Source organism: Pseudomonas sp. NPDC089422, from assembly GCF_044749405.1.
GTDB lineage: Bacteria > Pseudomonadota > Gammaproteobacteria > Pseudomonadales > Pseudomonadaceae > Aquipseudomonas.
In genome coordinates this window covers 1-25307 of the sequence record NZ_JBIVHW010000022.1, presented here as the reverse complement: position 1 = coordinate 25307, position 25307 = coordinate 1, and the positions used below count along the sequence as shown (strand labels likewise).

The 25307-nt window shown below is 58.5% G+C and carries 21 protein-coding genes and 2 pseudogenes; 15 read left to right on the top strand and 8 right to left on the bottom strand.

The features are described 5' to 3' along the window. From ACIPZ8_RS27265 to ACIPZ8_RS27245, 5 genes are all read left to right on the top strand, one after another. A complete protein-coding gene (locus ACIPZ8_RS27265) occupies nucleotides 1–1599 on the top strand; it encodes a VWA domain-containing protein (protein ID WP_400730075.1) in 1599 nt (532 codons plus the stop codon). After that, complete coding sequence (locus ACIPZ8_RS27260) at nucleotides 1596–2891, top strand: hypothetical protein (RefSeq protein ID WP_400730073.1); 1296 nt, start codon at nucleotides 1596–1598, stop codon at nucleotides 2889–2891. Before ACIPZ8_RS27265 ends, ACIPZ8_RS27260 begins: the two co-directional genes overlap by 4 nt. A 43-nt stretch (nucleotides 2892–2934) precedes the next feature. Next, nucleotides 2935–3930, top strand: coding sequence for an HAD family hydrolase (locus ACIPZ8_RS27255; protein ID WP_400730070.1), 996 nt, complete (start codon nucleotides 2935–2937; stop codon nucleotides 3928–3930). A 107-nt stretch (nucleotides 3931–4037) separates the two neighbouring features. After that, nucleotides 4038–5606, top strand: a complete 1569-nt coding sequence (locus ACIPZ8_RS27250) for an arylsulfatase (RefSeq protein ID WP_400730068.1) — start codon at nucleotides 4038–4040, stop codon at nucleotides 5604–5606. A gap of 147 nt (nucleotides 5607–5753) precedes the next feature. Beyond that, complete coding sequence (locus ACIPZ8_RS27245; RefSeq protein ID WP_400730127.1) at nucleotides 5754–8210, top strand: fused MFS/spermidine synthase; 2457 nt, start codon at nucleotides 5754–5756, stop codon at nucleotides 8208–8210. On the opposite strand, the gene ACIPZ8_RS27240 is transcribed toward ACIPZ8_RS27245, so the two are convergent. Continuing rightward, complete coding sequence (locus tag ACIPZ8_RS27240; RefSeq protein WP_400730065.1) at nucleotides 8211–9509, bottom strand: OmpP1/FadL family transporter; 1299 nt, start codon at nucleotides 9507–9509, stop codon at nucleotides 8211–8213. Between the two features lie 472 nt (nucleotides 9510–9981). Here ACIPZ8_RS27240 and ACIPZ8_RS27235 point away from each other — a divergent pair, with 472 nt between their 5' ends. Beyond that, the gene (locus ACIPZ8_RS27235) at nucleotides 9982–10674 is read left to right on the top strand and encodes a phosphoribosyltransferase (protein WP_400730062.1); all 693 of its coding nucleotides are present in this window, start codon (nucleotides 9982–9984) and stop codon (nucleotides 10672–10674) included. 104 nt (nucleotides 10675–10778) lie between these two features. Here ACIPZ8_RS27235 and ACIPZ8_RS27230 read toward each other — a convergent pair whose 3' ends face one another. Together ACIPZ8_RS27230 and ACIPZ8_RS27225 are read right to left on the bottom strand one after the other, a co-directional pair. Next, nucleotides 10779–12146 (bottom strand): erythromycin esterase family protein, encoded by a 1368-nt coding sequence (locus ACIPZ8_RS27230; protein WP_400730059.1) that lies wholly within the window; start codon nucleotides 12144–12146, stop codon nucleotides 10779–10781. Nucleotides 12147–12206: 60 nt separating this feature from the next. Further along, nucleotides 12207–12776: a GNAT family N-acetyltransferase gene (locus tag ACIPZ8_RS27225; RefSeq protein ID WP_400730056.1), complete on the bottom strand. Its 570-nt coding sequence runs from the start codon at nucleotides 12774–12776 to the stop codon at nucleotides 12207–12209. 201 nt (nucleotides 12777–12977) lie between these two features. Here ACIPZ8_RS27225 and ACIPZ8_RS27220 point away from each other — a divergent pair, with 201 nt between their 5' ends. Next, a complete protein-coding gene (locus ACIPZ8_RS27220; protein ID WP_400730054.1) occupies nucleotides 12978–13709 on the top strand; it encodes a helix-turn-helix domain-containing protein in 732 nt (243 codons plus the stop codon). Here ACIPZ8_RS27220 and ACIPZ8_RS27215 read toward each other — a convergent pair. Then, nucleotides 13678–14415, bottom strand: a complete 738-nt coding sequence (locus ACIPZ8_RS27215; RefSeq protein ID WP_400730052.1) for a hypothetical protein — start codon at nucleotides 14413–14415, stop codon at nucleotides 13678–13680. The genes ACIPZ8_RS27220 and ACIPZ8_RS27215 overlap by 32 nt on opposite strands. A 189-nt stretch (nucleotides 14416–14604) precedes the next feature. On the opposite strand from ACIPZ8_RS27215, the gene ACIPZ8_RS27210 reads away from it, so the two are divergent. After that, on the top strand, nucleotides 14605–15165 hold the full coding sequence (locus ACIPZ8_RS27210) for an Hsp20/alpha crystallin family protein (protein ID WP_400730049.1): 561 nt from the start codon (nucleotides 14605–14607) through the stop codon (nucleotides 15163–15165). A 55-nt stretch (nucleotides 15166–15220) separates the two neighbouring features. Next, entirely contained in the window at nucleotides 15221–15688 is a 468-nt protein-coding gene (locus ACIPZ8_RS27205; RefSeq protein WP_400730047.1) for a CBS domain-containing protein, read from the top strand. Nucleotides 15689–15770: 82 nt separating this feature from the next. Here the strand turns inward: ACIPZ8_RS27205 and ACIPZ8_RS27200 are convergent, their stop codons facing one another. After that, the gene (locus tag ACIPZ8_RS27200; protein ID WP_400730044.1) at nucleotides 15771–16196 is read right to left on the bottom strand and encodes a potassium channel family protein; all 426 of its coding nucleotides are present in this window, start codon (nucleotides 16194–16196) and stop codon (nucleotides 15771–15773) included. A 250-nt stretch (nucleotides 16197–16446) separates the two neighbouring features. On the opposite strand from ACIPZ8_RS27200, the gene ACIPZ8_RS27195 reads away from it, so the two are divergent. Further along, nucleotides 16447–17337: a universal stress protein gene (locus ACIPZ8_RS27195; RefSeq protein WP_400730041.1), complete on the top strand. Its 891-nt coding sequence runs from the start codon at nucleotides 16447–16449 to the stop codon at nucleotides 17335–17337. A gap of 163 nt (nucleotides 17338–17500) precedes the next feature. On the opposite strand, the gene ACIPZ8_RS27190 is transcribed toward ACIPZ8_RS27195, so the two are convergent. The 3 genes and pseudogenes from ACIPZ8_RS27190 to ACIPZ8_RS27180 form a co-directional block, all read right to left on the bottom strand. Then, on the bottom strand, nucleotides 17501–17926 hold the full coding sequence (locus ACIPZ8_RS27190; RefSeq protein ID WP_400730038.1) for a hypothetical protein: 426 nt from the start codon (nucleotides 17924–17926) through the stop codon (nucleotides 17501–17503). 101 nt (nucleotides 17927–18027) lie between these two features. Further along, entirely contained in the window at nucleotides 18028–18423 is a 396-nt protein-coding gene (locus ACIPZ8_RS27185; RefSeq protein WP_400730035.1) for a hypothetical protein, read from the bottom strand. Nucleotides 18424–18577: 154 nt separating this feature from the next. Beyond that, nucleotides 18578–18661 (bottom strand): annotated as a pseudogene (locus tag ACIPZ8_RS27180) (IS5/IS1182 family transposase); the annotation flags it as partial. 1529 nt (nucleotides 18662–20190) lie between these two features. Here ACIPZ8_RS27180 and ACIPZ8_RS27175 point away from each other — a divergent pair. From ACIPZ8_RS27175 to ACIPZ8_RS27155, 5 genes and pseudogenes are all read left to right on the top strand, one after another. After that, nucleotides 20191–21987 carry a Mu transposase C-terminal domain-containing protein gene (locus ACIPZ8_RS27175; protein WP_400730033.1) on the top strand — a complete coding sequence of 599 codons (1797 nt, stop codon included), beginning with the start codon at nucleotides 20191–20193 and terminating at the stop codon, nucleotides 21985–21987. Beyond that, nucleotides 21984–22832 (top strand): TniB family NTP-binding protein, encoded by an 849-nt coding sequence (locus ACIPZ8_RS27170; RefSeq protein WP_400730030.1) that lies wholly within the window; start codon nucleotides 21984–21986, stop codon nucleotides 22830–22832. Before ACIPZ8_RS27175 ends, ACIPZ8_RS27170 begins: the two co-directional genes overlap by 4 nt. After that, a complete protein-coding gene (locus ACIPZ8_RS27165; protein WP_400730027.1) occupies nucleotides 22832–23863 on the top strand; it encodes a hypothetical protein in 1032 nt (343 codons plus the stop codon). Before ACIPZ8_RS27170 ends, ACIPZ8_RS27165 begins: the two co-directional genes overlap by 1 nt. Before the next feature lie 63 nt (nucleotides 23864–23926). Continuing rightward, nucleotides 23927–24175, top strand: a pseudogene (locus tag ACIPZ8_RS27160) (transposase); the annotation flags it as partial. Between the two features lie 508 nt (nucleotides 24176–24683). Continuing rightward, a complete protein-coding gene (locus ACIPZ8_RS27155; protein ID WP_400730024.1) occupies nucleotides 24684–24998 on the top strand; it encodes a hypothetical protein in 315 nt (104 codons plus the stop codon). The last annotated feature ends 309 nt before the right edge of the window (nucleotides 24999–25307 follow it).

Sequence of the window (25307 nt, the reverse complement as noted above, 5' to 3'; positions counted from 1 at the left end):
ATGGACATTGACCTGACGGCCTTGCACTTCCTGCGCCCGTGGTGGTTGCTGACGCTGCTGCCAGGCGTGTTGCTGCCGCTGCTCTGGGTACGCCGGCACGACGTCAGGCGGCAACTGACCGGCATCATCGCCCCGCACCTGGTCGAGCATCTGGTCATTCGGCCCCGGGAGACTCAGCGTCTGCGGCCGGTCCACCTGCTGGGCGCGCTGCTGGTGACCGGCGGGCTGGCCGCGGCCGGGCCGACCTGGACCCAGGACATTCCGGACTTTCTCGACAACCGCGCCCCGCTGATCCTGGCCGTGGACCTGTCGCCGTCGATGGATGCCGACGACATGCCACCCAGCCGCCTCGCCGCTGCCCGCCACACCCTGCACGACCTGGTGCAACGCCGTGCCGGTGCCCGTACCGCGCTCATCGCCTTTGCCGGCAGTGCGCACCTCGTGCTGCCCGCCACCGACGACCCGGCGCTACTCGACACCTTCATTCAGGCCCTGAGCACCGACCTGATTGCCCAGCCCGGCAAGGATGTGCTCGGCGTGGTGGACATCGCCGAGAAACTGCTGGAAGCCGAAAACAGCCCGGGCACCTTGCTGTTGCTGACTGACGGCGCCGATGCCAGCCAGTTCGATGCGCTGGCTAAACGCCTGGCGGCAAGTGACCTGCAGGTGCTGATGCTGGCGGTCGGTAGCCGGGATACCGGGGTGCTGCGCGATGCCAAGGGCATGCCCAGGCTCGATCCCGAAGGCCGCTCCGTGCAAGGCAGCTTCGATGCCCAGGGCCTGAAAGGCCTGGCCGAGGCCACTGACGCCCCGCTGGGCAGCCTGACTCTGGATAACGACGACCTGGACTGGGTCGAGCTGCATGCCCAGCAACACTTCCAGGCCGCCAAGGGCGATGGCGAAACCTTGCATTGGAAAGATGCCGGCTACTGGCTGTGCTGGCCGCTGGCATTGCTGGCGGTGGTGTGCGTGCGGCGCGGCTGGCGAGTGAACTGGCTGGTCATGCTGCTGTTTGCCAGCAGCCTGGCGGGCCTGCCCGAGTCGGCCCGTGCGGGCGCCTTGGCCGATCTGTTCTTCACTCCGGACCAGCAGGGGCGGTGGGCCTTCGAACAGGGGCATTACCCACAGGCCGCCGAGCACTTCAAGGACCCTTACTGGAAGGGTGTGGCAGCCTATCAGGCCTCCGACTACAAGGCTGCGCTGGCGGCCCTCGCTCCGTTGAACAGGGCCAACGCCTGGTTCTACCAGGGCAACAGCTACGTCAGGCTGTTCAAGTTCCCGCAAGCCATCGCTGCCTACCGCCAGGCGCTGGCCCTGCAACCCGCGTTCCCTGAAGCCAGTGCCAACCTGGCCCTGGCCCAGGCACTGCAAAAGGATTACGAAGACCAGCAGCAAGTGAACCCCGAGGTGAAGCCTGACAAGGTGGTTGAAGACCAGACCCCCGTCGAAGGCGGCAAGGCGCAACAGCAGAAGACCGCCATGGCAGCCTCCGATCAGCTGTGGCTGGACAACCTGAACACCTCGCCAGGGCAGTTCCTAAAGCGCAAGTTCCAGCTTCAGCAAGCCGTGCGCAGGCCGGTCGAGGAGGGTATTCAATGAAGCGTCTGTGCGCCTGGTTACTGGCTTGCCTGCCTACGCTGGTACTGGCGGCCGACCCCGAGGTGCGGGTGGATCAGCGCCTGGTACCGGATACGCCGATCATGCTGGGAGCTACCGTCAGCCTGGAGATCGACCTGCTGGTGGACACCTGGTTCACCGATGCACCGGTGCTGCCGGTGCTGGACCTGCCCGGCGCGGTGGTCCAGCCACCGGCGGGCGAGGCGCAGCACCTCAACCGGCAGATTGACGGCAAGCCGTTCTTCGGTTTGCGCTACACCTATCAGATCACCCCGCAGGCCGTGCAGCGCTTTCAGATCCCGACGCTGGCGTTCCAGGTAACACCCGGGCCGGCCAGTGTCCCTGTCACGCTGACCAGTCAGCCGTTGGCGTTCGAGGTAAAAGGTCAGGCGGGCGAGGCGGGCAGTGCGCAACCGGTTGCACAGTCGCTCAGCTTCACCCAGCAGGTCGAGCAATCGCATACGCCGTTGCGGGTGGGTGACAGCATTACCCGCCGCTTGCACATCGAGGCGCCTGGGGCGCAAGCCATGCTCCTGCATCCGCCGGAGCTGGAAGAGGTCCAAGGGTTCAAGCGCTATCTTCAGCCGCCCGCGGTCAAGCCGCTGAGTGATGGGCGTGGCGGTATCCTTGGCGGGCAGCGGGACGATAGCGCGAGCTATGTCATCACCAGCCCCGGCCAGTACACATTACCGGCCATCGAATATTCATGGCGCGATGCGACCACCGGCGAGGTCCGCCAGGTGCAGGTGCCGGAAGTGACCCTGCAGGCCAGCGCCGTCAGTTATCAGGCACCGTTCTCCATCAGTGATGACCTGCGCGCCATGGGCCATCAGGCGAGGTTACGAGTGGGTAGCCAAGGCCTGCTGCTGGCCGCGTGCCTGCTGGCCTTCGCGGTGCTGGCCTGGACGGGCCGCGCGCCGGGCATGCGGGCGTGGCGTCAGCTTCGGGCCTGGCGGGCACGGCGTCAGCAGGCGTGGCTGGACTCACCGGCCTATGCCTGGAAGCTTGCCCGCCAGCAATGCGCCCAGTCGCCCGCCCGCCTGGACGCCCTGTACCTGTGGGCGCGCCGCAGCAGCGGCCAGTACACCCTGGCGACCGTCGAAGGACAAATACCCGGCGTGAAGCGGAACCATTTGCTAGCCTGTTTCAGGGCCCGCTACAGCGCTTCACCGGAAGCAGGCCAACCCGCGTTCACGCTGGCCAGCCAACAACCAGCCAACCAAAATGCGCAGCTTGATGGCAAGCGGCACGGCCTCAAACCACTCAACCCGTGATTTGCGCCAAGCAGGCCCCACGCCCTCTGGGAAGGACGGTCTCATGCGTCAGCAAGTCGGTACCTTACGTGCGTTGCTGTACCTGTTACTGCTGCTGCCGGTATTGGCCACGGCGGCGGATGCCTTGCGGTCATGGCGTGACGGGCCGTCGCGCAAGAGCATCGAAGCCTTCGTCACTGCGGTGACCACCCAAGGCAGCAAAGACTACATCGAGCCAGCACAACGCATCGCAGTGTTCGACAACGACGGCACCTTGTGGAGCGAGCAGCCGCTGTATTTCGAAGTGTTGTTCTCCCTCGATGAAGTCAGGCGCCTGGCGCCTGAGCACCCTGAATGGAAGACCCAGCAACCTTTCAAGGCCGTGCTGGAAAACGATCAGAAGGCCTTGGCCGAGCAGGGCATGGATGGCGTGATCAAGCTCATTGCCGCCACCCACGGTGGCATCAGCACCGAGACCTTCATGGCCCGCAGCCAGGCCTGGCTGGCCGAGGCCCGGCACCCGAAAACCGGCAGGTTGTACACCCGCATGGTCTACCAGCCGATGCTGGAACTGCTCGACTACCTGCGCGGCAACGGCTTCAAGACCTACATCGTCTCGGGTGGCGAGGTGGCCTTCATGCGCGCGTTTGCCGAAAGGGTCTATGGCATCCCCCCGGAACAGGTGATCGGCACCACCCTGGGCGCCGAGTACCGCAACGAGGGCGGCAAGATCACCATCCAGCGGCTACCCACGCTGCTGCACAACGACGATGGGCCTGGCAAGCCGGTCAGTATCGAAGCGGCGATAGGCCGGCGGCCGGTCCTGGCGTTCGGCAACTCCGACGGCGACCTGCAGATGCTGCAGTGGACCATGGCCGGGCAGGGCAGGCGTTTTGCCGGCCTGGTGCACCACACCGATGGCCAGCGGGAATGGGCATACGACCGGCAAAGCAACGTCGGGCGCCTGGACAAGGCGCTGACCGAGGCGCACGAGCAAGGTTGGACGGTGGTGGACATGGCGAAGGAGTGGCGCCGGGTCTACCCCGATGACAGGGAGTGACCACACCAGCACAGAGCCGCAGGCGCTCAGGAGCCGGTCAGCTGTCGGCCTCATGCGTGCACGTAGTCGTTGGCTTACGACACTAGCGTGATACGGAGGACGTAATCATGAAGTCCAGTAGAAGATGGTTGACGGCGGTCGTTGTCGCGACGTCGGCAACCTGGGGAGCCGGCTTGGCCAGTGCTGCAGACAAGCCGAACATCCTGGTGATCTTTGGCGACGACATCGGCCAGACCAACATCAGTGCTTATGGCAAAGGCGTGGTCGGCTATCAGACCCCCAATATCGATCGGATTGCCAAGGAAGGCATGATGTTCACCGATTACTATGCCGAAAACAGTTGCACGGCTGGGCGCTCCACGTTCATAACGGGGCAGGCGACCCTGCGTACTGGTCTTTCCAAAGTCGGCATGCCGGGCGTGCCGGTGGGCCTGCAAGCGCGTGACGTGACCATCGCCCAGGCGCTCAAGGCCCATGGCTATGCCACCGGGCAATTCGGCAAGAACCACCTGGGCGACCGTGACGAGTACCTGCCCACCAATCATGGTTTCGACGAGTTCTTTGGCAACCTCTATCACCTCAATGCCGAAGAGGAACCGGAGCGTCCGCGCTGGCCCAAGGATGACACCGAGTTCACCAAGGCCACTTCGCCGCGGGGGGTGATCAAGGCCAGTGCCGACGGCAAGGTCGAGGACACCGGTGCGCTCACCAAGAAGCGCATGGAAACCATCGACGACGAGACCACCCAGGCGGCCATCAACTTCATCGAGAAACAGGCCAAGGCCGACAAACCGTTCTTCGTCTGGATGAACACCACGCGCATGCATGCCTTTACCCATGTGCGTGAATCCATGCGCGGGCAGGCCGGCATGATCGACAATGAATACGCCGACGGCATGCTCGAGCATGACGGCGATGTCGGCAAGCTGCTCAAGACCCTCGATGACCTGAAGATCGCCGACAACACCATTGTCGTCTACACCACTGACAACGGGCCGAACCAGTGGTCCTGGCCGGATGCCGCGACCACACCGTTCCGCAACGAGAAGAACTCCAACTGGGAAGGTGCCTACCGGGTGCCGGCGATGGTCCGCTGGCCCGGCAAGATCAAGGCCGACTCGGTCAGCACGCAGATGTTCTCGGGGCTGGACTGGTTCCCGACGCTGCTGGCGGTAGCCGGGGACACGGACATCAAGGAGCGGCTGCTCAAAGGCGCTGACGTGGGCGGCAAGAACTTCGAGGTGCACCTGGACGGCTTCAACCAGCTGGACTATCTGACCGGCAAGGCCGACAAGGGCCCGCGTGACGAGTTCTACTACTTCAACGACGATGCCGAGCTGGTCGGCATGCGCTTCAAGGACCTCAAGGTGGTTTACTGCGAACAGCGTGCACCCGGTGGTCTGCAGGTATGGAGCGAGCCGTTCACCTGCCTGCGTGTACCGAAGCTGTTCGACCTGCGTCAGGACCCTTACGAGCGAGCCGATATCGTTTCCGACCAGTACTACGACTGGCTGACCAAGAACGACTACCTGGTGTTCCAGGCCACGCAGAAGGCGGCCAAGTTCCTCCAGACCTTCGTTGATTACCCACCTAGCCAACGGCCTGCGAGCTTCAGCATTGATCAGGTGCGCAAGGACGTCGACAAGAAGATCGATGAAAAAATGAAGGCCCAGTGATGTTCCGGCAGGCGTGGGCGACCGGCGCACGCCTGCTCTACCTTTTCTTGGCGGACGCGGCTGGCGTCCTGAGGCTGTGTACGTATGGGGTCATCGGGCAAAACGGTTTCGCTGGAGGCGGCCTTGCGAGGGCGCCTGGACACCTGGATGGCGTGCGCCTTGCTGGGGGTGTCGGGCGCTGCGGCGCTGGTTTACCAGGTGCTGTGGATCAAGCAATTGTCACTGGTGGTGGGCGTGGAGGTGCACGCGGTCACCACGGGCATCAGTGCTTTCTTTGCCGGGTTGGCGATCGGCGGGCTGCTGTTTGGCCGCTGGGCCGACCGGCTGCTGCGGCCGGTGCGCCTGTACGCGGCATTGGAACTTGCGGTGGCGGGGCTGAGCATCTGCGCCACCCTGGCGCTGGCGCATTCGGCGGCGTTGTTCGCCCGCTGGGAGGACAGCTCGGGCTGGCTGGCCTGGTGCCTGCCGTTTGCCCTGGTCGGGCTGCCAGCGCTGCTGATGGGTGGCACCTTGCCGGTGCTGATGCGCGCTCTGGCACCCGGCGACGGCACCACCGCCAAGGCCGGCGGGCAGCTGTACGCTGCCAACACGGCGGGCGCCATCATCGGCACCTTGCTCTGCGCCTTCGTGCTGTTGCCCCGCCTTGGCGTGACGGGCAGTGCGCTGGCTGCCGCAGCGATGAACCTGGTGGCGGGGGCGCTGGCCTGGCAGCTGCAAGGCAACCGCACCTTGCCTCAGCACAAGGACCGGGAAACTGGCCCCGCCCGTACGCGCCACGCGCGCCTGGCCGTCGCGCTGTACTGCATCGCCGGTGGCGTGGCGCTGGGCTACGAGGTGGTGTGGAGCCAATCGATCGTGCAGTTCATGAGCACCCGGACCTATGCCTTTGCCCTGGTGCTGGCTACCTACCTGGGCGGCCTGGTGGTGGGCAGTGCCGTGCATGCCCGTTACGCCGACAAGCTACGGGACCCCTGGGGAATGTTCGCGGTGCTGATCGCCTGTGCCGGGCTGCTCGCCTTGCTGCAACTGGCCGGCCTGGGGCGTTGGCTGGTCGTGGCGCAGACCCAGATGGAATGGCTGGCCATGCAACTGACCGGCAACGAATTGGCGGGCATGTGCGCGCGCTTCGCCACGGTGGCCCTGAGCATGGTGTTCCTGCCGACCGTGTTGCTGGGGGCCGCATTCCCGCTGGCGGTCAGGCTTGCCGTCGATGGCGAGCACGTGGGCCGCGATGTCGGCACCATCGTGGCCCTCAATACCTTGGGAGGCATTGCCGGGGTGGCCTTGACCGGCTTCGTGCTGGTACCGGGTATCGGCCTGGTGCGCACCTTGGCCGTGCTCGCCATGGTCGCTGCCGCGCTTGGCCTGGTGGCCGTGTGGCAAGGGCCGGGCGTGGCGCGCCGCACCCAGGTTGCCGTGCTCGGGCTGGCCGTGGCCAGCGCCATGACGGCGGCGTTGACGCCCCCCCAGCGCCTGGCCGATCTGCTGCCCGGGGCCCGCAACGGTACGCTGGCCTACTACCGTGAAGGCCGCGGCGGTACCGTTGCCGTGGTCAGCCAGGACCGCCAGGGGCAGGCGTTCAACCGCTTGTACATCCAGGGTGTTTCCAATACCGGTGACGCCATGCCGTCACTGCGCTATATGCGCCTGCAGGCACTGTTGCCGCTGCTGATCCATACAGGTGAACCGCGATCGGCCCTGGTGATCGGTTTCGGCACCGGCATCACCGCTGGCGCGATGCTGCGCTATGGGGGGCTGGAGCGCCCGGTGGTGGCCGAGCTGCTGCCCGAGGTGCTGCAGGCGGCGCCCTTGTTCAAGGGCAACTACAACGCGGTCAGCGACCCGCGCCTGGACATCCGCCTGCGCGATGGCCGCCGCGAACTGCTGCGCAGCGCCGATCGCTACGACCTGATCACCCTGGAGCCGCCCCCCCCGTCGGCGGCTGGCGTGGTCAACCTGTATTCAAGGGATTTCTATCAGCTGGCCGCGAGCCGCCTGCAGGCCGATGGGCTGGTCGCGCAATGGCTGCCACTGCCGACCCAGAACGATGAAGACAGCCGCTCGCTGGTGCGCAGTTTCATCGATGTGTTTCCCCATGCCGCGCTGTTCACCACCGAGTTCCACGAGATGCTGCTGATTGGCTCGCCAGCACCACTACAGCTGGACGTGGCACGTATCAGCCAACGTTTCGCGCAACCGGCGGTGGCGGCGGCGCTGGGCGAAGTCGGCATCGCTTCACCGGCGGCATTGCTTGCCACCTGGGTTACTGACCGCGATGGGCTGGCGCGTTATGCCGGGGCAGCACCCGCAGTAACCGACGATCAGCCACGCATCGAGTATTCGGCCTGGGTGCGGCCGCGGGAGATCACCCGGGTGTTGCCAGCCTTGCTGGCCTTGCGTCAGCCGCCTCGACTGCTGAATGCCGAGCCGGGGTTCACCGTGGCGCTGAATGACCAGTGGCGTACGCTGCAGCTGTTCTACAGCCTGAGTTTGCATGCCTATAACGGTAACCGGCAGGCCTGGGCGCAGGAGGCGCAGGCACTGGCGCGCATTGATGGCGGCAACCCGTATTACCGCTGGTTCCTTGGTAACCCGCAGCGCTGATCAGAACCGCCAGGTTGCGCCGCCTCCCAGAATATGCAGGGCGGCGTTGCGGTAGGTGCCGGAGAGGGTATCGCCCGAGCGCGCCTTGGTCTGATCGACATCCATGTCACCCAGCCATACCAGGGTGTAGGCCATGTGCACGTCGAGCCCGTCGTGCAGTTGGTAGTTGACGCCGGCCGCCAGGCGCCAGGCATCGCCCATCGGATTATCGACAGTGCGGTCACTGTCGTCCACGGCCGAGCTGTCGTAGCCCACGCCGGCACTCCAGCGCAGGCGCGGTGTGGCCTGGTACTGGGCACCCACCGAGGCATGCCAGGTGTCCTTGTACTTGCGGTCGACGCTACGGCTGACATTGCCGGCGGGATCGGTGTCGACCTCCACGGCGATATCGCCGAACTCGCTCCAGTCCTGCCAGCCAAGGCTGGCCAGCAGCTTCCATTGCGGGTCGAGGTCATGGGCGATGCTCAGCAGCACCGTTTGCGGCACATTCATGTCCAGTGCCAGTGAATCGACATCCAGGCGCCGCAACGCAGTATTGAGCAGCGGATTGCTGACGTTGCGCAGGTGCGGTTTGTCCTCGAACTGCAGCTTGACCTTGCTGGTGTAGGCCAGGCCCACCTGGGTGGCAGGCGAAACGCGGTAGTGCACGCCGAGGTTGACGCCGACACCGACATCGGTGTCCTTGTACTCGAGCTGGCCATCGGGCCGGTCGGCAAGGCCGAGCAGGTTGTTGTTGATCGCCATTTCGGTGCGGTAGTAGCCGTACATGATGCGCGGGCCGATACCGAACGAGAGGTCGTCGGTGAACTTGTAGGCGAGGGTAGGTTGCAAGGAAACGCCGATCACCGCCGCTTCCTGGGTGAAATACCGCCCGGCCCAGTCATCATCGTAGTTCAGCGCCAGGCCGAAGTTGCCGTACATGCCGAAGCCGACGGCCGCGCGATCGTCGATCTGGTGGCTGATGAACAGGCTGGCGCCCGGCAGGTACTGCAGTGCGTTGCCGCCCTCGTTGCCGTCGAACGGGTTGGCGCTGCCCCGGGAAAAGCGGATGTCACCCAGAATCACTTGGGCGTTTGCGCTGATCTGGGTGCCCGCAAGCTGGGTGATCCCGGCAGGGTTGCTCATCAGCACGCTGGGGTCGGTGGCCAGTGCGGCGGCGCCGGCATTGGCCAGGCCATTGCCTTCCTGGCCGGCCTCGTAGATGAAGATACCGCCGGCCCAGGCGTTGCCGCTGCAGACAGCGCCAAGAAGCAGGATCGAGCAGAAACTGGGTGCAGGCAGAGCAGCATTCGGTCTCATGGAGGCGTCCTGGAGAGTTGATCGGCTTGGCCACGGCTGCCATTGAAACTAGCCCGCATTGCAGGCAGGTCAAGCTGCCGGCCGCCAACCCTCCAGGGGCTCACCGAGTGGTGGGCCTCTTTTCGTCAGGCATGGCGCTGACGTGCAGCCTGGATAACTTCAATGCTGTGCCATCGACCAAGGTCAGCGTCAGGTCTTCTATGCCTCCTCCTGCGCGATGAGAATGTGAGGGCATGAACCTGGATGTGGTGGCCAGGGAGACAGGTGTGTGAGTTGACAAACATCAAGCCGCGGGTACTTCGGTGGCAGATGATCGAGGCACGCTTCCCAACTGCAGAGGTGTGCCATGGTCACTCACTCGGCGCAGTTCGACCTGTTGCCCGAGGAGGGGCGTGCAGTCACGCCTTGAGGCAATCAGAGGTCTCATCGGAAGCTGCAATGACAGGCGCCCATCGCGGCGCGGGAGGTGTCCATGTCCCATGATCTTGCCTTGCCAACCTTGTTTGCCGACCGTACCCAGGCTGGACGATGCCTGGTCGAGCCACTGGCCCGCTATGCTGGCAGGCCCGATGTGATCGTGCTCGCACTGCCGCGTGGTGGCGTTCCGGTGGCCTACGAAGTGGCGACTGCCCTCAACGTCCGCCTGGACCTGCTGGTGGTGCGCAAGCTCGGCATGCCGTTTCACCCCGAGTTCGCCATGGGTGCGATAGCCAGCGGCGCAGTCACTTTCCTCAATGACGACATGCTGCGGGCCTATCCGGTAGAACCGGCGTTGTTCGACGCCGTGGTCGCCAGGGAAACCGAGGAGCTGGCGCGGCGCGAGCGAGCCTACCGGGGAGGGCGGCCAGCGCTGCAGCTCAAGGATCAGGTGGTGATTCTCATCGATGATGGCCTGGCGACCGGCGCCACGATGAGGGCGGCTATCCAGGCTGTGCGGGCCCAGTCACCGGCGCGGATCGTGGTAGCCATCCCGGTCGCACCGCCAGAAACGCTCGAAGCGCTGTACGGTGAAGTGGATGAGCTGGTGTGCCCGCTGGTGCCTGAGCGGATGGTTTCGGTTGGCTATTGGTATCAGGATTTCCCGCAGACATCGGACGAGGAAGTCATGACACTCATGGGGCAGGCCGATCAGCAAGCGCTTTGCCGGAGTGCCCCCCATGACTGAGCACAGGGTCGAAGTTCGCACGCAGACGATGAAGCTGGCAGGCGTCGAATTCATGGCGGACGTGCGCGAGCCGGCCAAAACGCCTGATGGGGCTTCACTGAGGCTCATACACCAAATGGATAGGTTTCGTCCTCAGGCTCCAGATGCTGTTGTTTCGGCAAGGGCAGGGCAGTCACTGGCTGGGTCTGCTCGAACCACAGCAGCGCATCGAACTGCTCGGCCAGCACCGCTTCGAAGTAGTGGCTCAGCCGTTCGCTCTCGGGGCGATAGATGACGCCGATGGCGCGTTCGAGTAGCGCCGTGGATAACACATGGCGCAGCTCCTTGCGCTGTGGATCGCGCCAGTCGCTCAGGCAGGCGGGCACGCCTGCGAGGCGGAACTGGTGCTCCCAGCTGTCGCTGCGCGAAGGTCGGATTTCCTTGATCTGCATGTCGCCGTCCCAGTCATCGGCGGCGGCCACCTGGCCGCGGTCGGTAGCCATGCCGATCAGCACCGCGTCATGCCCGAATGCGCTGCGGCAAAGCTGGCCGATGTTGAACTGGCCTTTCCAGCCCATTTCCGTGGCGCCGGCATTGCCGATATGGGAGTTGTGCGCCCATACCACCGCCTTGGCGTGGGGACCACGGTGTTCCAGCAGCGCGCGCAAGGTATCGAACATGTGCCGGTCGCGCAGGTTCCAGGAAGCCGTCGAACCTCGGTAGATGGCGCGGTAATACTGTTCTGCAGCGATGATGACTCGGGCGTTCTGCGTTGCGTTGAAGAAAGCTTCATCATTGCGGATAAGCCCTGACAGCTGCTCGGCGAGCATGACATTCAACTGCTGGATCACCGGTTGCTCGCAAGGCATGACCCCACCGCGCTCGACAAAGTGCCCGTACAACGCGGGATCGTCCTGCCACGGTGTCAGGCAACCGTAGCGGCGGCGGGCTTCGTGGGCCAGATGCGGATCGACCCGGTCCAGATAGGCCAGGACTTCATGGATGGAGTTGCGCAGGCTGTAGACATCCAGGCCGCGAAATTCCACGCGGTGGTCGGTGGGCAGCAGGCGGTTGTGCCCATGCAGCCATTGGGCGAAGGCTTTGACTTCGCTATTGCGCCACATCCAGGTCGGAAAACGGCTGAAGATATGGCGTTTCCAGGCCGAGTGCGCCAAGCCGCGGACGTACTGATCGACATGCCCGGCATCCGGCCAGTCGGCCTCGACGGCGACGATGTTGAAGCCATGCTGTTCGATCAGGCGCCGGGTGATCGCCGCTCGGGCGCGATAGAACTCGCTGCTGCCGTGGCTTGCTTCGCCTAGCAGGATGACGCGCGCGTCAGCGTAGCGGTCGAACAGGGCTGCGAATGCCGGCGTATCCAGGTCCGGCAAAGGTTCGGCGTACTGATGAAGCACCGGGGCAATATCGGCAGTGTCGACCTGATACTGCTTGCCGTAGAGTTTTTCCATCAATTTCTTCGAAGGGCCGTTCATGGGGAAACTCCCGTAGTCGGGCCGCCGCGCCTTGACCCGCCAGGGGGCGGCGGCCCAGGGTCAGATCAGGGAGAGCCGGTGGATGACCTGGCTGGGGTCATCCGGGTCAGCGGCGGTGGTGAACCCCGCCGCCTTGGCCAAGTCGCGCATCGCCTGATTGGCTGCCGCGTCGACCGAGTACATCTGCCGCAAGCCCTTGGCCCGGGCATGGTCGATCAGGTGCTTGAGCAGCAGGCGACCCAAGCCATGGTGCTGCCAGCTGTCCATGACGGTAATGGCGCATTCGCACTCGTCCTTGCCGCTGGCGGTGGCGTAGCGGGAAATGCCCACTTCCTGCAATTCGCCATCCACGTGGGCGAGGGCGACGTAGGCCGCCTGGCGATCCTGGTCGACCTTCATCAGCTGGTCGAGCATGGCTTCACCGGGCTCCCTGAACTGGCACAGGAAGCGGAAATGCCGCGATTCGGGCGACAGCCGTTCGATAAAGGCTTTTTCGCGTTCTCGGTCCTGCGCTTGCAAGGGCCTGATCAACACGTGAACGCCGTTTTCAAGGGCTTCGATCCAGTATTCACCCGAAGGTTTGGGAAACGAAGGCGTTGTGTGCACACGGGAAGTCTCGGCGGGCGCCATGGCAATGTCCTCTATGTCGAATGAACAAGGAAGTTCAGTTTCGGCAACAGGCCTTGCGCTGACTTGACCGTTGTCAATTGCTTCACTCATGAGCTGTCAAACTTCGGGTAGCGTCCGACCCTTGGTCGGACGGGGCGCTAACGTTCAGTGGAACCGCTAACTTGAATAGATGCCCGCCTGTGAAAAAGCGGAGGCATAGACATGTCAGGCTCTGCAGAGATGGGGGCAAGGCCCCATGTGAAATGCCTTGCGTGCTCGTTGAGCCGGCTTTGCCTGCCCGCCACCCTCAGTGCCGACGAAGTGGACAAGCTGGAACGAATTGTCCGCCGTAACCGGCCGTTGAAGCGGTGTGAGTACCTGTTCAAAGCCAATGAACCCATGGAGCACGTGTTTGCCTTGCGCTCCGGGGCGATCAAGAATTTTCTGCTCGATACCGAGGGCACCGAGCGGGTGACCGGCTTCCTCCTGCCGGGGGAAATGCTCGGGCTGGACGCTATTGGTGCCAGTCACTATCGAAGCTATGCCGTTGCCCTGGAACTCTCGGTGATCTGCTCCATCAGGCTGGACCAGCTGGTGGACCTGTCCGGCCAGATTCCGGGGCTGCGCTACCAGCTGCTGCACATGCTCAGCCTCGGGATCCAAGGCAAGGACGAGCACCTGCGCTGCTGCCACGGGCGTGCCGATCAGCGGCTGGCAGTCTTTTTGCTGGGCATGTCGGCGCGTTACCAGTCGCGAGGGCTGCGGGCAGATATGTTCAACCTGCCCATGTCCCGTGGTGATATCGCCAACTACCTGGACCTCACGCTGGAAACGGTCAGCCGACTGTTCAGCCGCTTCGTCCATGCAGGTTTCATGCAGTGCGCCGGGCGTGAGGTCAGGCTCACCGACATGCAAGGCCTGGTCAACCTGACCCACCTGGAGGAGCCCACTTGAGCGCGACAAGCAGCCGGTCATAGCGTTGCACCGGCCAGTGTTCGGGTGCGTGCCCCACCCCGATCGGGCGTGGCACATGGTCCGTCCGTATCCAGATGCGCTGCGGGGCCACGCCTGTTTGCCAGCACAGCCGGGCTACCTGGCGCGCCACCTGTGGCGGTGCGCAACAGTACACCGTGTCCGGGTCAAAGGTGGTCAGCAAGCGCTGGGTTTGCCAACCGGCACTGCTGCTGTCACGCGGCACTGGCGACAGCGCCGCCAGCCAGGCTTGACACTCGCCTGGCAGCAGTTCGGCGGCAATGCCGTCATGTAACAGCTGTACGTGTACCCAGGGCAGCCAGCAGCGAATCTCATCCAGCGCACCCAGCAAGTGCAGCAGGCCGTCGGCGCGGCTGATGGCCAGCAACCGTGTGCTTTGCAAAGGCAGCGGCCAGGCGCTGCCAAGCGGCCCGGAATAGTCGAACAGTTCTCCCCTGCGACCCAATGGCTGTGCATTCTGAAGGCTGACGATAAATTGCCCGTCGACGCCAGGCAGGGTCACGTAGCTGCATGGCCAGCACTCGCTACCACGGCCTAGCATGCAGTACTGGCCTGCCATTGGCTCGCTGCTCGGCTGGCGGCAAAGAGCCAGGCGCACGAACTGCTGGATGCCTGGGCCCGGCAACGTTTGCAGCAAGCGGACACTGGCACCGCCATCCTGATCCATGGCTGCCTCGCACTGTAATCATGTGTTGCTGATGTCAGCTTAGGCCGTGGCCAATGCGGCATTTTGACCAGGATCAAACCGGCTGGCGACAGTGCGCCGCGCGGTTGACAAAGGTCAAACGGGTGGCTACCCCAAGGCACATGCTCGTGGCGTCTCCCTGGGAGGCATTACTCAATCGAGGAGGTCGCCATGTCAGACGTTGCCAAGAAAGTGCCTGTTACCCCGGTCGCCAGCCAGCCCGCCAAAACTTCGCCGCCCAGCGCCGAACCTTCGGAGCTGTGGCGGCCCTTCCAGCAATTGCGCCGGCAGATCGACAGCCTGTTCGAGGATTTCGGACGGCGGCCGTTGCGCATGCCGTTCAGCCACACGCCGTTCGATGTCGAACCTTTCTGGCGGCGTGACCTGTTCACCCACGGCATGCCAGCCATGGACATCAGCGAGCTGGCCGAGGAGTACCGCATCAGCGCCGAGTTGCCCGGCGTGGATGACAAGGACATCGAGATCAAGCTCGTCAATGGCAACCTGGTGATCCGCGGCGAGAAACAGGAAGAGGTGGACGAAAAACGCAAGGAATATCACCTGTCCGAGCGTCATTACGGCAGCTTCGAACGGGTTTTCCAGCTGCCCCGCGAAGTCGACGCCGAGAAGATCAACGCCCAGTTCAACAAGGGCGTGCTGCTGGTGCACCTGCCCAAACGCGCCGAAGCCATCCACCCGGAAAAGGTGATTCCTATCAAGAACGGTAAATGATCACCCATCCTCACTGCATCGAGGAGCAAGGAGGCTCCACCTGTGGAGGTACAACATGATGTCCATTGGCAAATACTGCAACCGTGACGTGGTCACCGCACCCCCCGGTATCTCCGTCTATGCCGCGGCGCGCATGATGAATCAGTACCATGTCGGCGATCTGGTGCTGGCCGAGCATGTCGACCACGAGCGTTGTCGGCCCATCGGCCTGATCACCGATCGCGACCTGGCGTTGCGGATCATTGCGCGCAACCCCCCGGATCAAGAGGACCTGCAAGCGGTCGATGTGCTGCCCCGGCCTCTGATCACCGCGAACCAGAACGAGGACCTGTTCGATGTCATCCTCAATATGCGGCGCGCCAATATCCGCCGCATTCCGGTCGTCGATGATTTCGGCCTGCTGGTCGGAATTGCCACGGCGGACGATCTGGTGGGCCTGCTGTCGGACCACCTGCACGAACTGTCACTGCTGATCCGTCAACAGAGCCGGCGGGAAGAAGATCTTCGCGGCGAGGATCTTTGAGCGCCCCGTGCGCGATGACGAAAGGAGGCTGGCATGAGTGATTTCCCCGGTACCGAAGACTCCCCCACGTGCTGACCCAGCCTTACTTGGCCTTCCAGTACTTCTGCATTTCCAGAAACAGGAAAGACGCGGTCCAGGTGATAAGCACCAGGCCCGTCAAGGCCTGCAGGCCAGTGAGGTACTTGAGATGGCCGGTGGGCGCGATGTCGCCGAAACCTATCGTGGTATAGGTGGTGAAGGAGAAATACACGCAGTCCAGGAAGCTCCCGTCGAAATTGCCGCTGAGCGTGCCCCAGCCGGGGGCATGGGCCATCAGGTAGTAGGCCAGGGCAAAGCACCACACCTCCACGGCGTGGGCCAGCAGTGCGCCGAATACGCCTGCCACGATGCGAAAGCGGCTCCAGAGCTTGAGCCGAGGGAGCCAGTCATTCAGGCGCAGCAGGCATTCGTAATGAATGATCACCACCAGGATCACCACCAGCATGTTGATCAGCGTGACTGTGAGCATCTCGGCTCCGGCAGCAGATTGAGGGAAGGGCTGAAATACCCTGAGTCCTTGTTTCTACCCTTGTGCCCCTCAGCGCGATTGATAGAGGTCAAACTCGGCGAACAGGCGTTCGCATGCTTGATAAAAGTCAAGCGCCAAGGGGGTGTGAGCCGGATGCTGGCAGCACCCGTCAATCGCCCGGAAAAGACCGAACCCCTGATGCAACCCCCGATGCCTGAGTGATCAGGTCGGCCCACCGTTGGAGGCAATCATGAGCCACTATCAACGCCTGTTGCTGATCATGCGCCCGATGCTGCATCAGGCGGCCGCCCTGGAGCAGGCCGTTGCACTGGCCAGATGCGCATCGGCCAGCTTGCACATCGTCGCCTTGCTCGAATCATTGGACAAACTCTGGCTGCTGGAGTCCGGCAAGCATCAAACGGAGCAGGAGGCTTACCGGTACGCTCAGCAGCAACAGCTGGAAACCCAGGTGAACGCGCTGCGCGCCACTGGCGTGCAGGTGACGACCGAGGTGGCCTGGAGCAATGACCTGCAGGATGACATCCTGGAGCACGTCATGGAGATGCAACCGGACCTGCTGCTCAAGCAGGTCGAGCATGAGCCCGCGCTCAAGCGCGCCTTCTTCACGCCGCTTGACTGGCAACTGCTGCGCCACTGCCCGGTCCCGGTCTACCTGCTCGGTGCCAGCCGGCCGGCGTCGCCGCGCCAGGTCGTGGCGGCGGTGGACGTGGCCGATACCTCGGCAGAGGGGCAAGCCCGAAATGACAGCATCGTCCAGCAGGCCTGTGCCTTGGCGTTGCAGACAGGGGCGCAACTGGACTTGCTGCACGCCTGCGATCTGTCGATGGCCTACATGGGCGACATGGGCTATGCCGCCTGGGCCATCGGTGACATTGCCGGGCCTTTGCGCCAAGCGCTGGAGGATGATTTCAGGAAACTGGCCGAACGCTTCGGCGCGCCACCGGAACGCTGCCACTTCGTGCTGGGCCGCCCGGTCGCGGTGCTCAGCGAATACGTCGAGTCACAGCCGGTGGACGTGCTGGTCATGGGCCGGCCCATTGCACGGGGGCTCGACCGTCTGTTCGGCAGTACTACCGAGCATGTGTTGTACCAGGTGCCTTGCAATATCCTGGTGGTGTAGGGCTGCGTGCCTGCAGCACGGTCTGGACTTAATTTCAATCTACGGCGATTTTAACCTTCGCTATTTTAGCTATGGGAAAAATCGCCGTTACATTGACAGTGCTGTAGTTAATTCCCTGCTTATCGACAGCGGTGCAATCACTGCTGACACGATTGGCCAGTGGTTATTTATGCTTCAAGGGCATATCCATCATTGAAGATTGCATATCCATCATCTTCATCATCATGTCCATCATTGCGCCGCCCATTCCCATACCGCTCTTGTATCCAGGCATTTCCATGCCTGAACCCATGCAGCCAGCAGCATGTTGCTTGCTCATCATGGCCATGCTCTCCTTCATCGTCTTCATACCCTCCTGCAGAGCTGTTTGTCGCTCGGCAGGGGTCTTCGCTGCAGCGGCTTTGTCATGAGCAATCTGCATTTTGTGCATTTGTTCGCTCATCGCTTTATTCATCGCCGACTCGGACTGCGTACTGGCGGCTGTTGCGCCAGCAGGGGCGTCGCCAGAGTGATGTTTTTCTTCGGCATTAGCCATGAGTGCACTGCTGGCAAAAACAACAGCAAGAATCAATTTCGATTGAGTTTGCATGGTGAGCTCCGCGTATACAGATACAAGTAGGTTTTACAAGCGCACGCCGGATCGATGCAAGGAAGCACACCGGCCAGCGGGTGACTGCCCTGAGGTTGGGGTTAATCGTTGAATCGAACGAATATCAATCGGGCTGGGGGGAATAGCGGCGGGGGGCTTCTAAAGGCAATTGTGGCGAACGTGATTTTTCGAGTGAGGTCAAGCAGGAGTATTCCAGGCAACAGCAAGAAAAACGCCAAGGCCGTCAAGCCGGCAGGAGAAGTCTGAGAGGCGGGGCTAATCGCCGTAGCAGCATCGGAACAATACTTCAGGCAGCCAGTGGCATGTAAGGTGTGGTCATCCGGCTGATGCAGTGTGGCGTGCGGCTCGTGGACTGCAGCCGGGTTATGCGCAGACTGCACCAAGCAGCCGTGCAATGCCGTCACGATCATTGCCAACACCCAGATCACAATGGTGAGCCGAAAAAGAACGCGGTGATGATGACGGAACGACTGCATGGCGTGCTCCAGGGGGCCTGGTGTGCCTAGACTTTTTCAGTGTAGACAGCCAGCTGAGCACTGATTTGACTTGAGTCAAACTTCTTTGTGCCGATTCGGGCGACCAGATTATCGGCTTGACGACCGCTTTGGAGCCAGAATCGCTTCAAAGTGACGGGATGACGGGTTGCATTCGATATTGGTCGCAGTAGCGGCGTAGCGCTTCGGCGTCGTAGCCCTTATCGGCAAGTAGCCATTTTTCAGTTTCTTGGGATTTCAGAAAGAGCCTAGGCGGTGCGATAGGGTAGGGCATCATTGCGCTTTCAATGCGAGCCCACGATGACCTATGCAGGAGCGCGGCGTACCGTAATTGGTGCTACTGACTAACTTAAAGATTACAACGCAGGGCGCATTTAGTTATTTGACCTTTGAGCCCGGGCGTGACGGGCAGTGAAGGGCTTGTCTCGATCGACATAAGTTGTGAGCTGTTACTGATCTTGTGCTTTTCGAATATATTGATGTTGGCGAGTGATAGCGAAAAGGTATATACAAATAATGTCGCGATTCGATGGTTTTTCTATAGTTAATATGGCTTTCTTTGAGCGTAATCTCAGGCGGCGTAGCCTAGTCGGAGGTTTTATGTCAGCTGTCGTATCTATAGTCAGTACTATATTCCAATATTTCAGCCCATCTAAGTCGCCGTTCTATGCCGTCATCGCATTTGGTACAACATCTATAATTTTTGCATGTTATAAGCTAAGTCAACTCGGGTGGTGGATGGTTTACATCCCGTTGATAGTGGTTTTGGGGATAGCACTCAAGCTGTCTCTCAGGGATAGGGCTGAATTTTCTGAACTTGAGAGTCGTGAACAGATCAGATTTGCTCGTAGCTTTAGCGTGTCGGTGGCAATGCTTGCGCTCGTATACACAGCCAGGGAAGTCGATGGGTATGATGTGCAATTTTTTGTAAGCTATATAGCGTGCGTGCTTCAGATAATGGTTTTTTTACTTTATACGTGGGCGCGGAGCAATGTTGAGGAGCGCGTAGATGGAGAGAATTTTGTTCAAATATGCTTGATTACATCAACATTTCTGATTGGGGGGTCTTACGCAAATGCAGAATACATAGGCTGCATAAGAGGTGTTGAGGCTGATCAAAGCATTCCGTCCAGTTGCGAGCATTTGTTCATAGTTTCCTCCTCTTTATATGTTATGTGGGGTGCGTGCATCGTTTTTTGGATTCGTCACCTGTCGAGGCTAATTAGAATTCATATTCCTGGCTCTGGAGACTAATTTTTGTTTTGGTTGATTTGCTGACAGAGGTCTGGTTCATCCATGGAAACCACGACAGTGGCAGGCGAGCCTACTGGCACAACCTCCATGGAAACAGCCTCGCTGATCGAAGTTTGCATGCTCGAGTGGTAGAGATCGCTGGTCATCGCGTAGCTGGGCTCGGTGGAACATTCGAAGCTCACGGTCGGCGTGTGGCTGTTAGTGAAAAATGATAAATAATGAAGCTCAATATAATCAATGGATTAGACGTGATTTCAATCTAAAAAGGATAAAAATCATCGTTAAAGAAGGATTTTATCCTTTTTAAGTTTATCTAAATCTCAGTTGGTTTTGACTCTTCGTGTAACGGATACACGTTTTTTTCGCAAGGAATTGAAAATAAAATCCTTATTGCTCAGCACCTTACTGTTACTGGGGCTTTTGTGCTGCCCTCGCTCGCCCAATTAAATTTAAAAATGGTGTATATAGTGAGCGTTAAGCAGTTGGGGAGCTGTCGTGGATATAGAGCTAAAGAAAGGGCTGCAAGTAATCGCACGCGGAAAGGGTGCGATTATTACTTCGTTCATCGACCAGAATCATGTGACTGCACGTGTTTCTTCGACTGGTGAAAGCATTACGTTAGAGCTCAGCGAGATAGAGTTTTTACTTGATAATGATCCTGTACTATATGACTTAGTAGCCGGTATTTCTCTAGTGTCTGACGAAGAATATGTTGAGGCTAAGCGAAGGTTTGATATTTTGGTCAAGATTGGTAGAGGAGAGATTTCAAAGAAACAAGCAGCGATAGATATTGGTGTTAGCATAAATCACATCTACAAGATTCTCAGGGATTTTGACCAAGCCAAGGGTCCTGTCTCGGTTGCAAGGGCGAGTAGAGGCGTTAAGAGTGGCGAACTGCGACTAAGTCAAGAAATCGAAGAGGTTGTTGGCGTTGCAATAAAAAAGTTTAAGGACAAGGAAGCTATCCCGTTTTCAGCTGTATGGAAAGAAGTTGAAGTAATATGCCTCGAAAGAGGCCTCAAACCTCCTTCTAAGCCTACGGTTACACAGAGAATTATGTCGTCTTTAACTCCCTATCAAGTGACATCCCTGAGGAAAGGTAAAGAGGTTGCAGCCCAGAAGCATAAGGCTAAGCCTGGAGTAAAGCCTGTAACCTACCCATTAGAGTTGGTGCAAATGGACCATACTTTGGGTGACTGTGTATTGCTGGCCAATGATCGAATCCATCCGATCGGAAGGCCGTGGGCGACCTTCGTTATGGATAAATATACAAGGGTTCTCCTTGGGTATTATCTGAGTTTGCATGTCCCTAATACAATATCAGTCGCATCTGCACTCACGCACGCGGTGTTGCCTAAGTGGAATTTTTTAGAAAGGATGGGGGTTGATAAGTTTAGTTATCCGTTTTTCGGCGTTCCACAACTGCTTGGCATGGACAATGCGAAAGAATTTAAAAGGGCTGGCTTTCTCTTGGAGCTGGACAAGGCTCAAATTCAGTATAAGCATCGACCTCCCGGGAGAAAGCACTTTGGCGGCCATGTAGAACGAATCATTGGTACGTTCATGGGAGATTTGCATCTGCTTTCGGGGAGAACTATGTCCAATGCAGTCGCTCGTAAAAATCTACACACGTCAGGAGTGCCGACAATGACATTCTCTGAATTCTGTCACTGGTTTTTCCTGAAGGTATGCGAGTATCACGATACTGTTCATGCTGAGCTCGGTAAATCACCGGCCCAAGCTTGGGCGGAGTACTACGATCCGACCGGGGTAACTCCTTATCCTCCGTTTACAACTGATCCTCAGCAGTTCAGATTGCATTTCATGCCATCTGAGGAAAGGCATGTGCAAACTAAGGGTATAGAGTTCAAACATATGTATTATTGGGATAATGTTCTTTCACCCTTGGTAGGCATAGGTAAGGTTACTATCAAATATGATCCTATGTCGCTGAAGCAGATATGGGTGAAATTTCCTAGCGGATTTGTGCCTATCCCCTTCGCAGATATGAGTAGCCCTGACTATTCTTATGAAGAGTACCGAGCTGCGGCATTCTATAGTGGGCGTCAAACTCCTGGAAGCTTCACAACCCAAGAGGGCCCCGTTGCTCATAGGGAGGCAGAGGCAGTCGAAGTCAAAAGCCTAAGAGAGACGAAAAAAGCCAGGCGGCAAGCAGCAGCTAAGGAAGAGTACGAAAAAGTCTTTTACCCAAGAAGTAAATCAAACGCGTCAAAGGATTTGCCAGACTACTCTAAGCCGCCAAAAAAATTCGATGCTGAGGAGGGCTTATGACTAAGGTGCCTGAAGAAGTGTTGAGCCTTGATGCGCGCGAGAGAATTGTTCTTATGAATGGGGATTTTTGGGTTGACTACGGGCCAGGCGAAAAGATATTCAAGATGATTAATAATATTTCTCGTGTGCCTAAGCGTATTACTGCACCCGCTCTTATAATTTCAGGCATAGGAGGGACTGGGAAGTCTGCGATTGTAAAGCAGATACCGAAGAGGGTTGAGCATAGTGATCGTCTGCTATTTCTTGACATGGCAGTTGATCCAGAGTATCCGCAAATAAAAAAGACGTTTAATTCGGAGTTGTGTCGCGCTTTGGGAATTCCGCCGCAAGGCTCATTTAAAACTAAACAAGGAAACTGGATTTCGCACGAACTGAGTGACACATTAAAGCTTAGGGAGATCTGGGGGATAGTTATAGATGAGATACATGAACTGCTACTAGTTAAAAAAGATGAGCAGCGAATAAATGGATCCATCTTAAAGACGCTGATGGGTGAAAGATTTGGTCAATGCCTATTCGGCTTTGGGGTCTTTGGGGCGGCAACCGTTTTAGGTGCAAAACCTGAAACCAAAAGGAGGTTTACTGAAATTATGCTTAGCGATTGGCGTGAGACTGAAGAATTTAGGGGGTTTCTACTAGCTGTTGAAGAAAACCTACCACTAAGAGAGCCTTCGAAGCTTTATGAGAAAGATATGGTAAGGACGATATTGCAAAGCACTCACGGTCGTATGGATCAGGTAATTAACCTTATACGAAGTGCGGGTTGCTATGCGCTAAAAAGCGGAAAAGAACATATAGATATTGAATGTCTTAAAGCAGCCGCTGAAAATGAATGGCTCTACTGATGAAATTTTCATCTGGGTTGCCAGCAGCATTTAGTGATGAAACACTCACCTCCTGGTTTTATCGGATCTTCATGGGAAGTGGAATTATTCTGAAAAAACCAGATTTACTATTGGCTGACCCTCAGAGATCTTGGGTGGGTGTGAATGCTATCGCTGAGGATCTAGATTTTAATTTTGCGTTGGCATATTTTAAGACGGCTGCGATGTCACTATCTCTAGATGCGAATCTGATTAAATGTTATTTTGATTTGAGGGGTATAACGCCTGTCAGTCCAAGTGGGAGAACCCTTTTTTGCCGGCATTGCGTACGTGAAGATGTGGCTAGTGGTCAAATGCCAGGCTGGCGAAAACAATGGTGCGCTAGAGACGCTGTTATGTGCACTTGCCACAATGTGGACTTAACACGACTGCTATCAATTCCTACTTTTCAAAAAAGTTGGGACGCCTTTGCGCAAACTGCTCAGCCTACTATCGTTTCGGATGTATGGTTGCGATCCGATCTTCAGAGGCTACGCATGATATTAATACATAAAATTCAGCGCTGGAAAGTTTTGCTAAGCACGAAAGATCTAAGGTTGTTTGGGAATTTGTACGAGTTGTTCCTGTCGGCGCCAACGTATAATCATGATGCCGGTGTCGCACATTCTTTTTATGGAAGAAAATCCGCTAGAAGATTTTGTCAAATTATTACCCTACAAGATGCTATCCGTTATGGAGTGGAGTTGAGCGATGTACAAGCCAGGTTTGCTAGTCAGATACTTACTGCTTATGTCCTTGGTGGTATTCGCGCGCAGGAGTTGTCCGTTTTTAGGCGTCGCTGTTTGATTCATGGTGTAAAGCATCCTGAAATTGAAGAGATTATACCAATGATTCGCTTTAGCTGTGCAACAGTAGACGACTACTGTTATTTGCATCGTTTGTTGGGGAAGTTTTCAAGAAGGAAAGGTAGTAAAATTGATGAGTTGTTTCTTCGTTTTGAAAAAACTGTTGGGGCGCGTATTTTCAACAGCTCCTTGCGGTTTGGTTGCTAGGCTCTGTATGAAACATTTTAAACCCTGCTGAAGCCTCTGTCTGCCAGATTTCCCTTAGAATGTTTGCTTTCAGGCGAAGGATTTTCCGTATCCAAGCGATACAAATTTCCGATGCAGAATGGGTAATAGTCGCGGATCTCTTAATCACTTATAGGTTTCCGGGACTTCCCAGGGTCGACGATCGCGTGACGCTCAACGGATTTTTATGGGAACTGTGCTCCGGTGCGACCGGGGGGGGACATGCCTGAACGATTCGGGCCTTGGTCGACGATCTATCATCGATTTCGAGACTCAGGATACCAAGGAGCTTTCGGCTGGTACACGCTATTGCAAGCTGGCGGAAAGCTTCGCTGCGATAGTCACTTGGGCGGGACCGCTGGAAGCAGAACGGGGCTGTGTCCATACTGATCCGTTTGTCACGATCGGCAGTTATTCTAATCCACCTAACTAGCTGGTAGCTTTCTGTGCCAGACGTACTACAGATGGGTGGGGGCAAAAGCAATGTCCTTGTGGAGCTGCATGATTTGCTCTGGTGTGTGCACAGGTGAATTTGCCATGGGCACCTACCGACAGTGCACAGCCTAGTGCGGCGTCGGGCGCCACGCTTGAGAGCTCTAGGCTTATGAGGTCGAGGTCGTGTTTTTTTGTTACGATCACCGTATCCAGAATGATTTTTTCACTTGGCAAAGAAAATCTTCAATTTGGAGTTTTTTCTACAGTTTTTATTCATCCGCTTGTAGCCCACGAGACGTACCTCAAGCCGCGTACCTGTGATTTTGACAGTGTCCCTGCGGTTCAGAGCTTTTACAGAAGGCAACCCATGAGCGATCAAAAAGCCCCCCTGAGTGCCCTTTCGGAGGGATTCGTTTTACACTCCTGCTACGACACAGTGCTCAGAAAGGTAGACGCCCGATACGATATTCGAGGTTACGTTTTGGCACAGATGGTCACGCTTTGCCTGCAGAGCCGCGGCACACTACCACTCGCGCACCGCGACTTTTATGCGCAGTACGCTCAACCCGAGGCGATTGCATTCTTGGAAATGTATGTCACCCACTTGCTGTTCGGTCCGGCTGGTCGCTTTTCGCCGCAGGAATATCACTACCAGGCAGATGCGCACGCGGAGCCAGGCTAACTCCTAGCCCGCTCAGCAGCATTAGACGCTCACGTGTAAACGTCGTACTCAAGACGGTAGAGGAACGACCATACCTGAGCATAGCTTTCATGATGCCAAAGTAGGGTGCATGGAGTGTTGCTGCCAAGACCAAGCGCAGGCTTGATCATCCAGCGCTTCGCCAGTTCTTCTGTGCCGAGCACCTCCATGGCTTTTTGAAAAATTTGCGCGTGCCTGTCTAGTCCTGAAATAGGTTTACACCTGTTCAGGTAGGCCGACAGGCCTCAAAACGCCCGATGCACCGCATCGGGCGTTTTGTTTTTCAGAGCC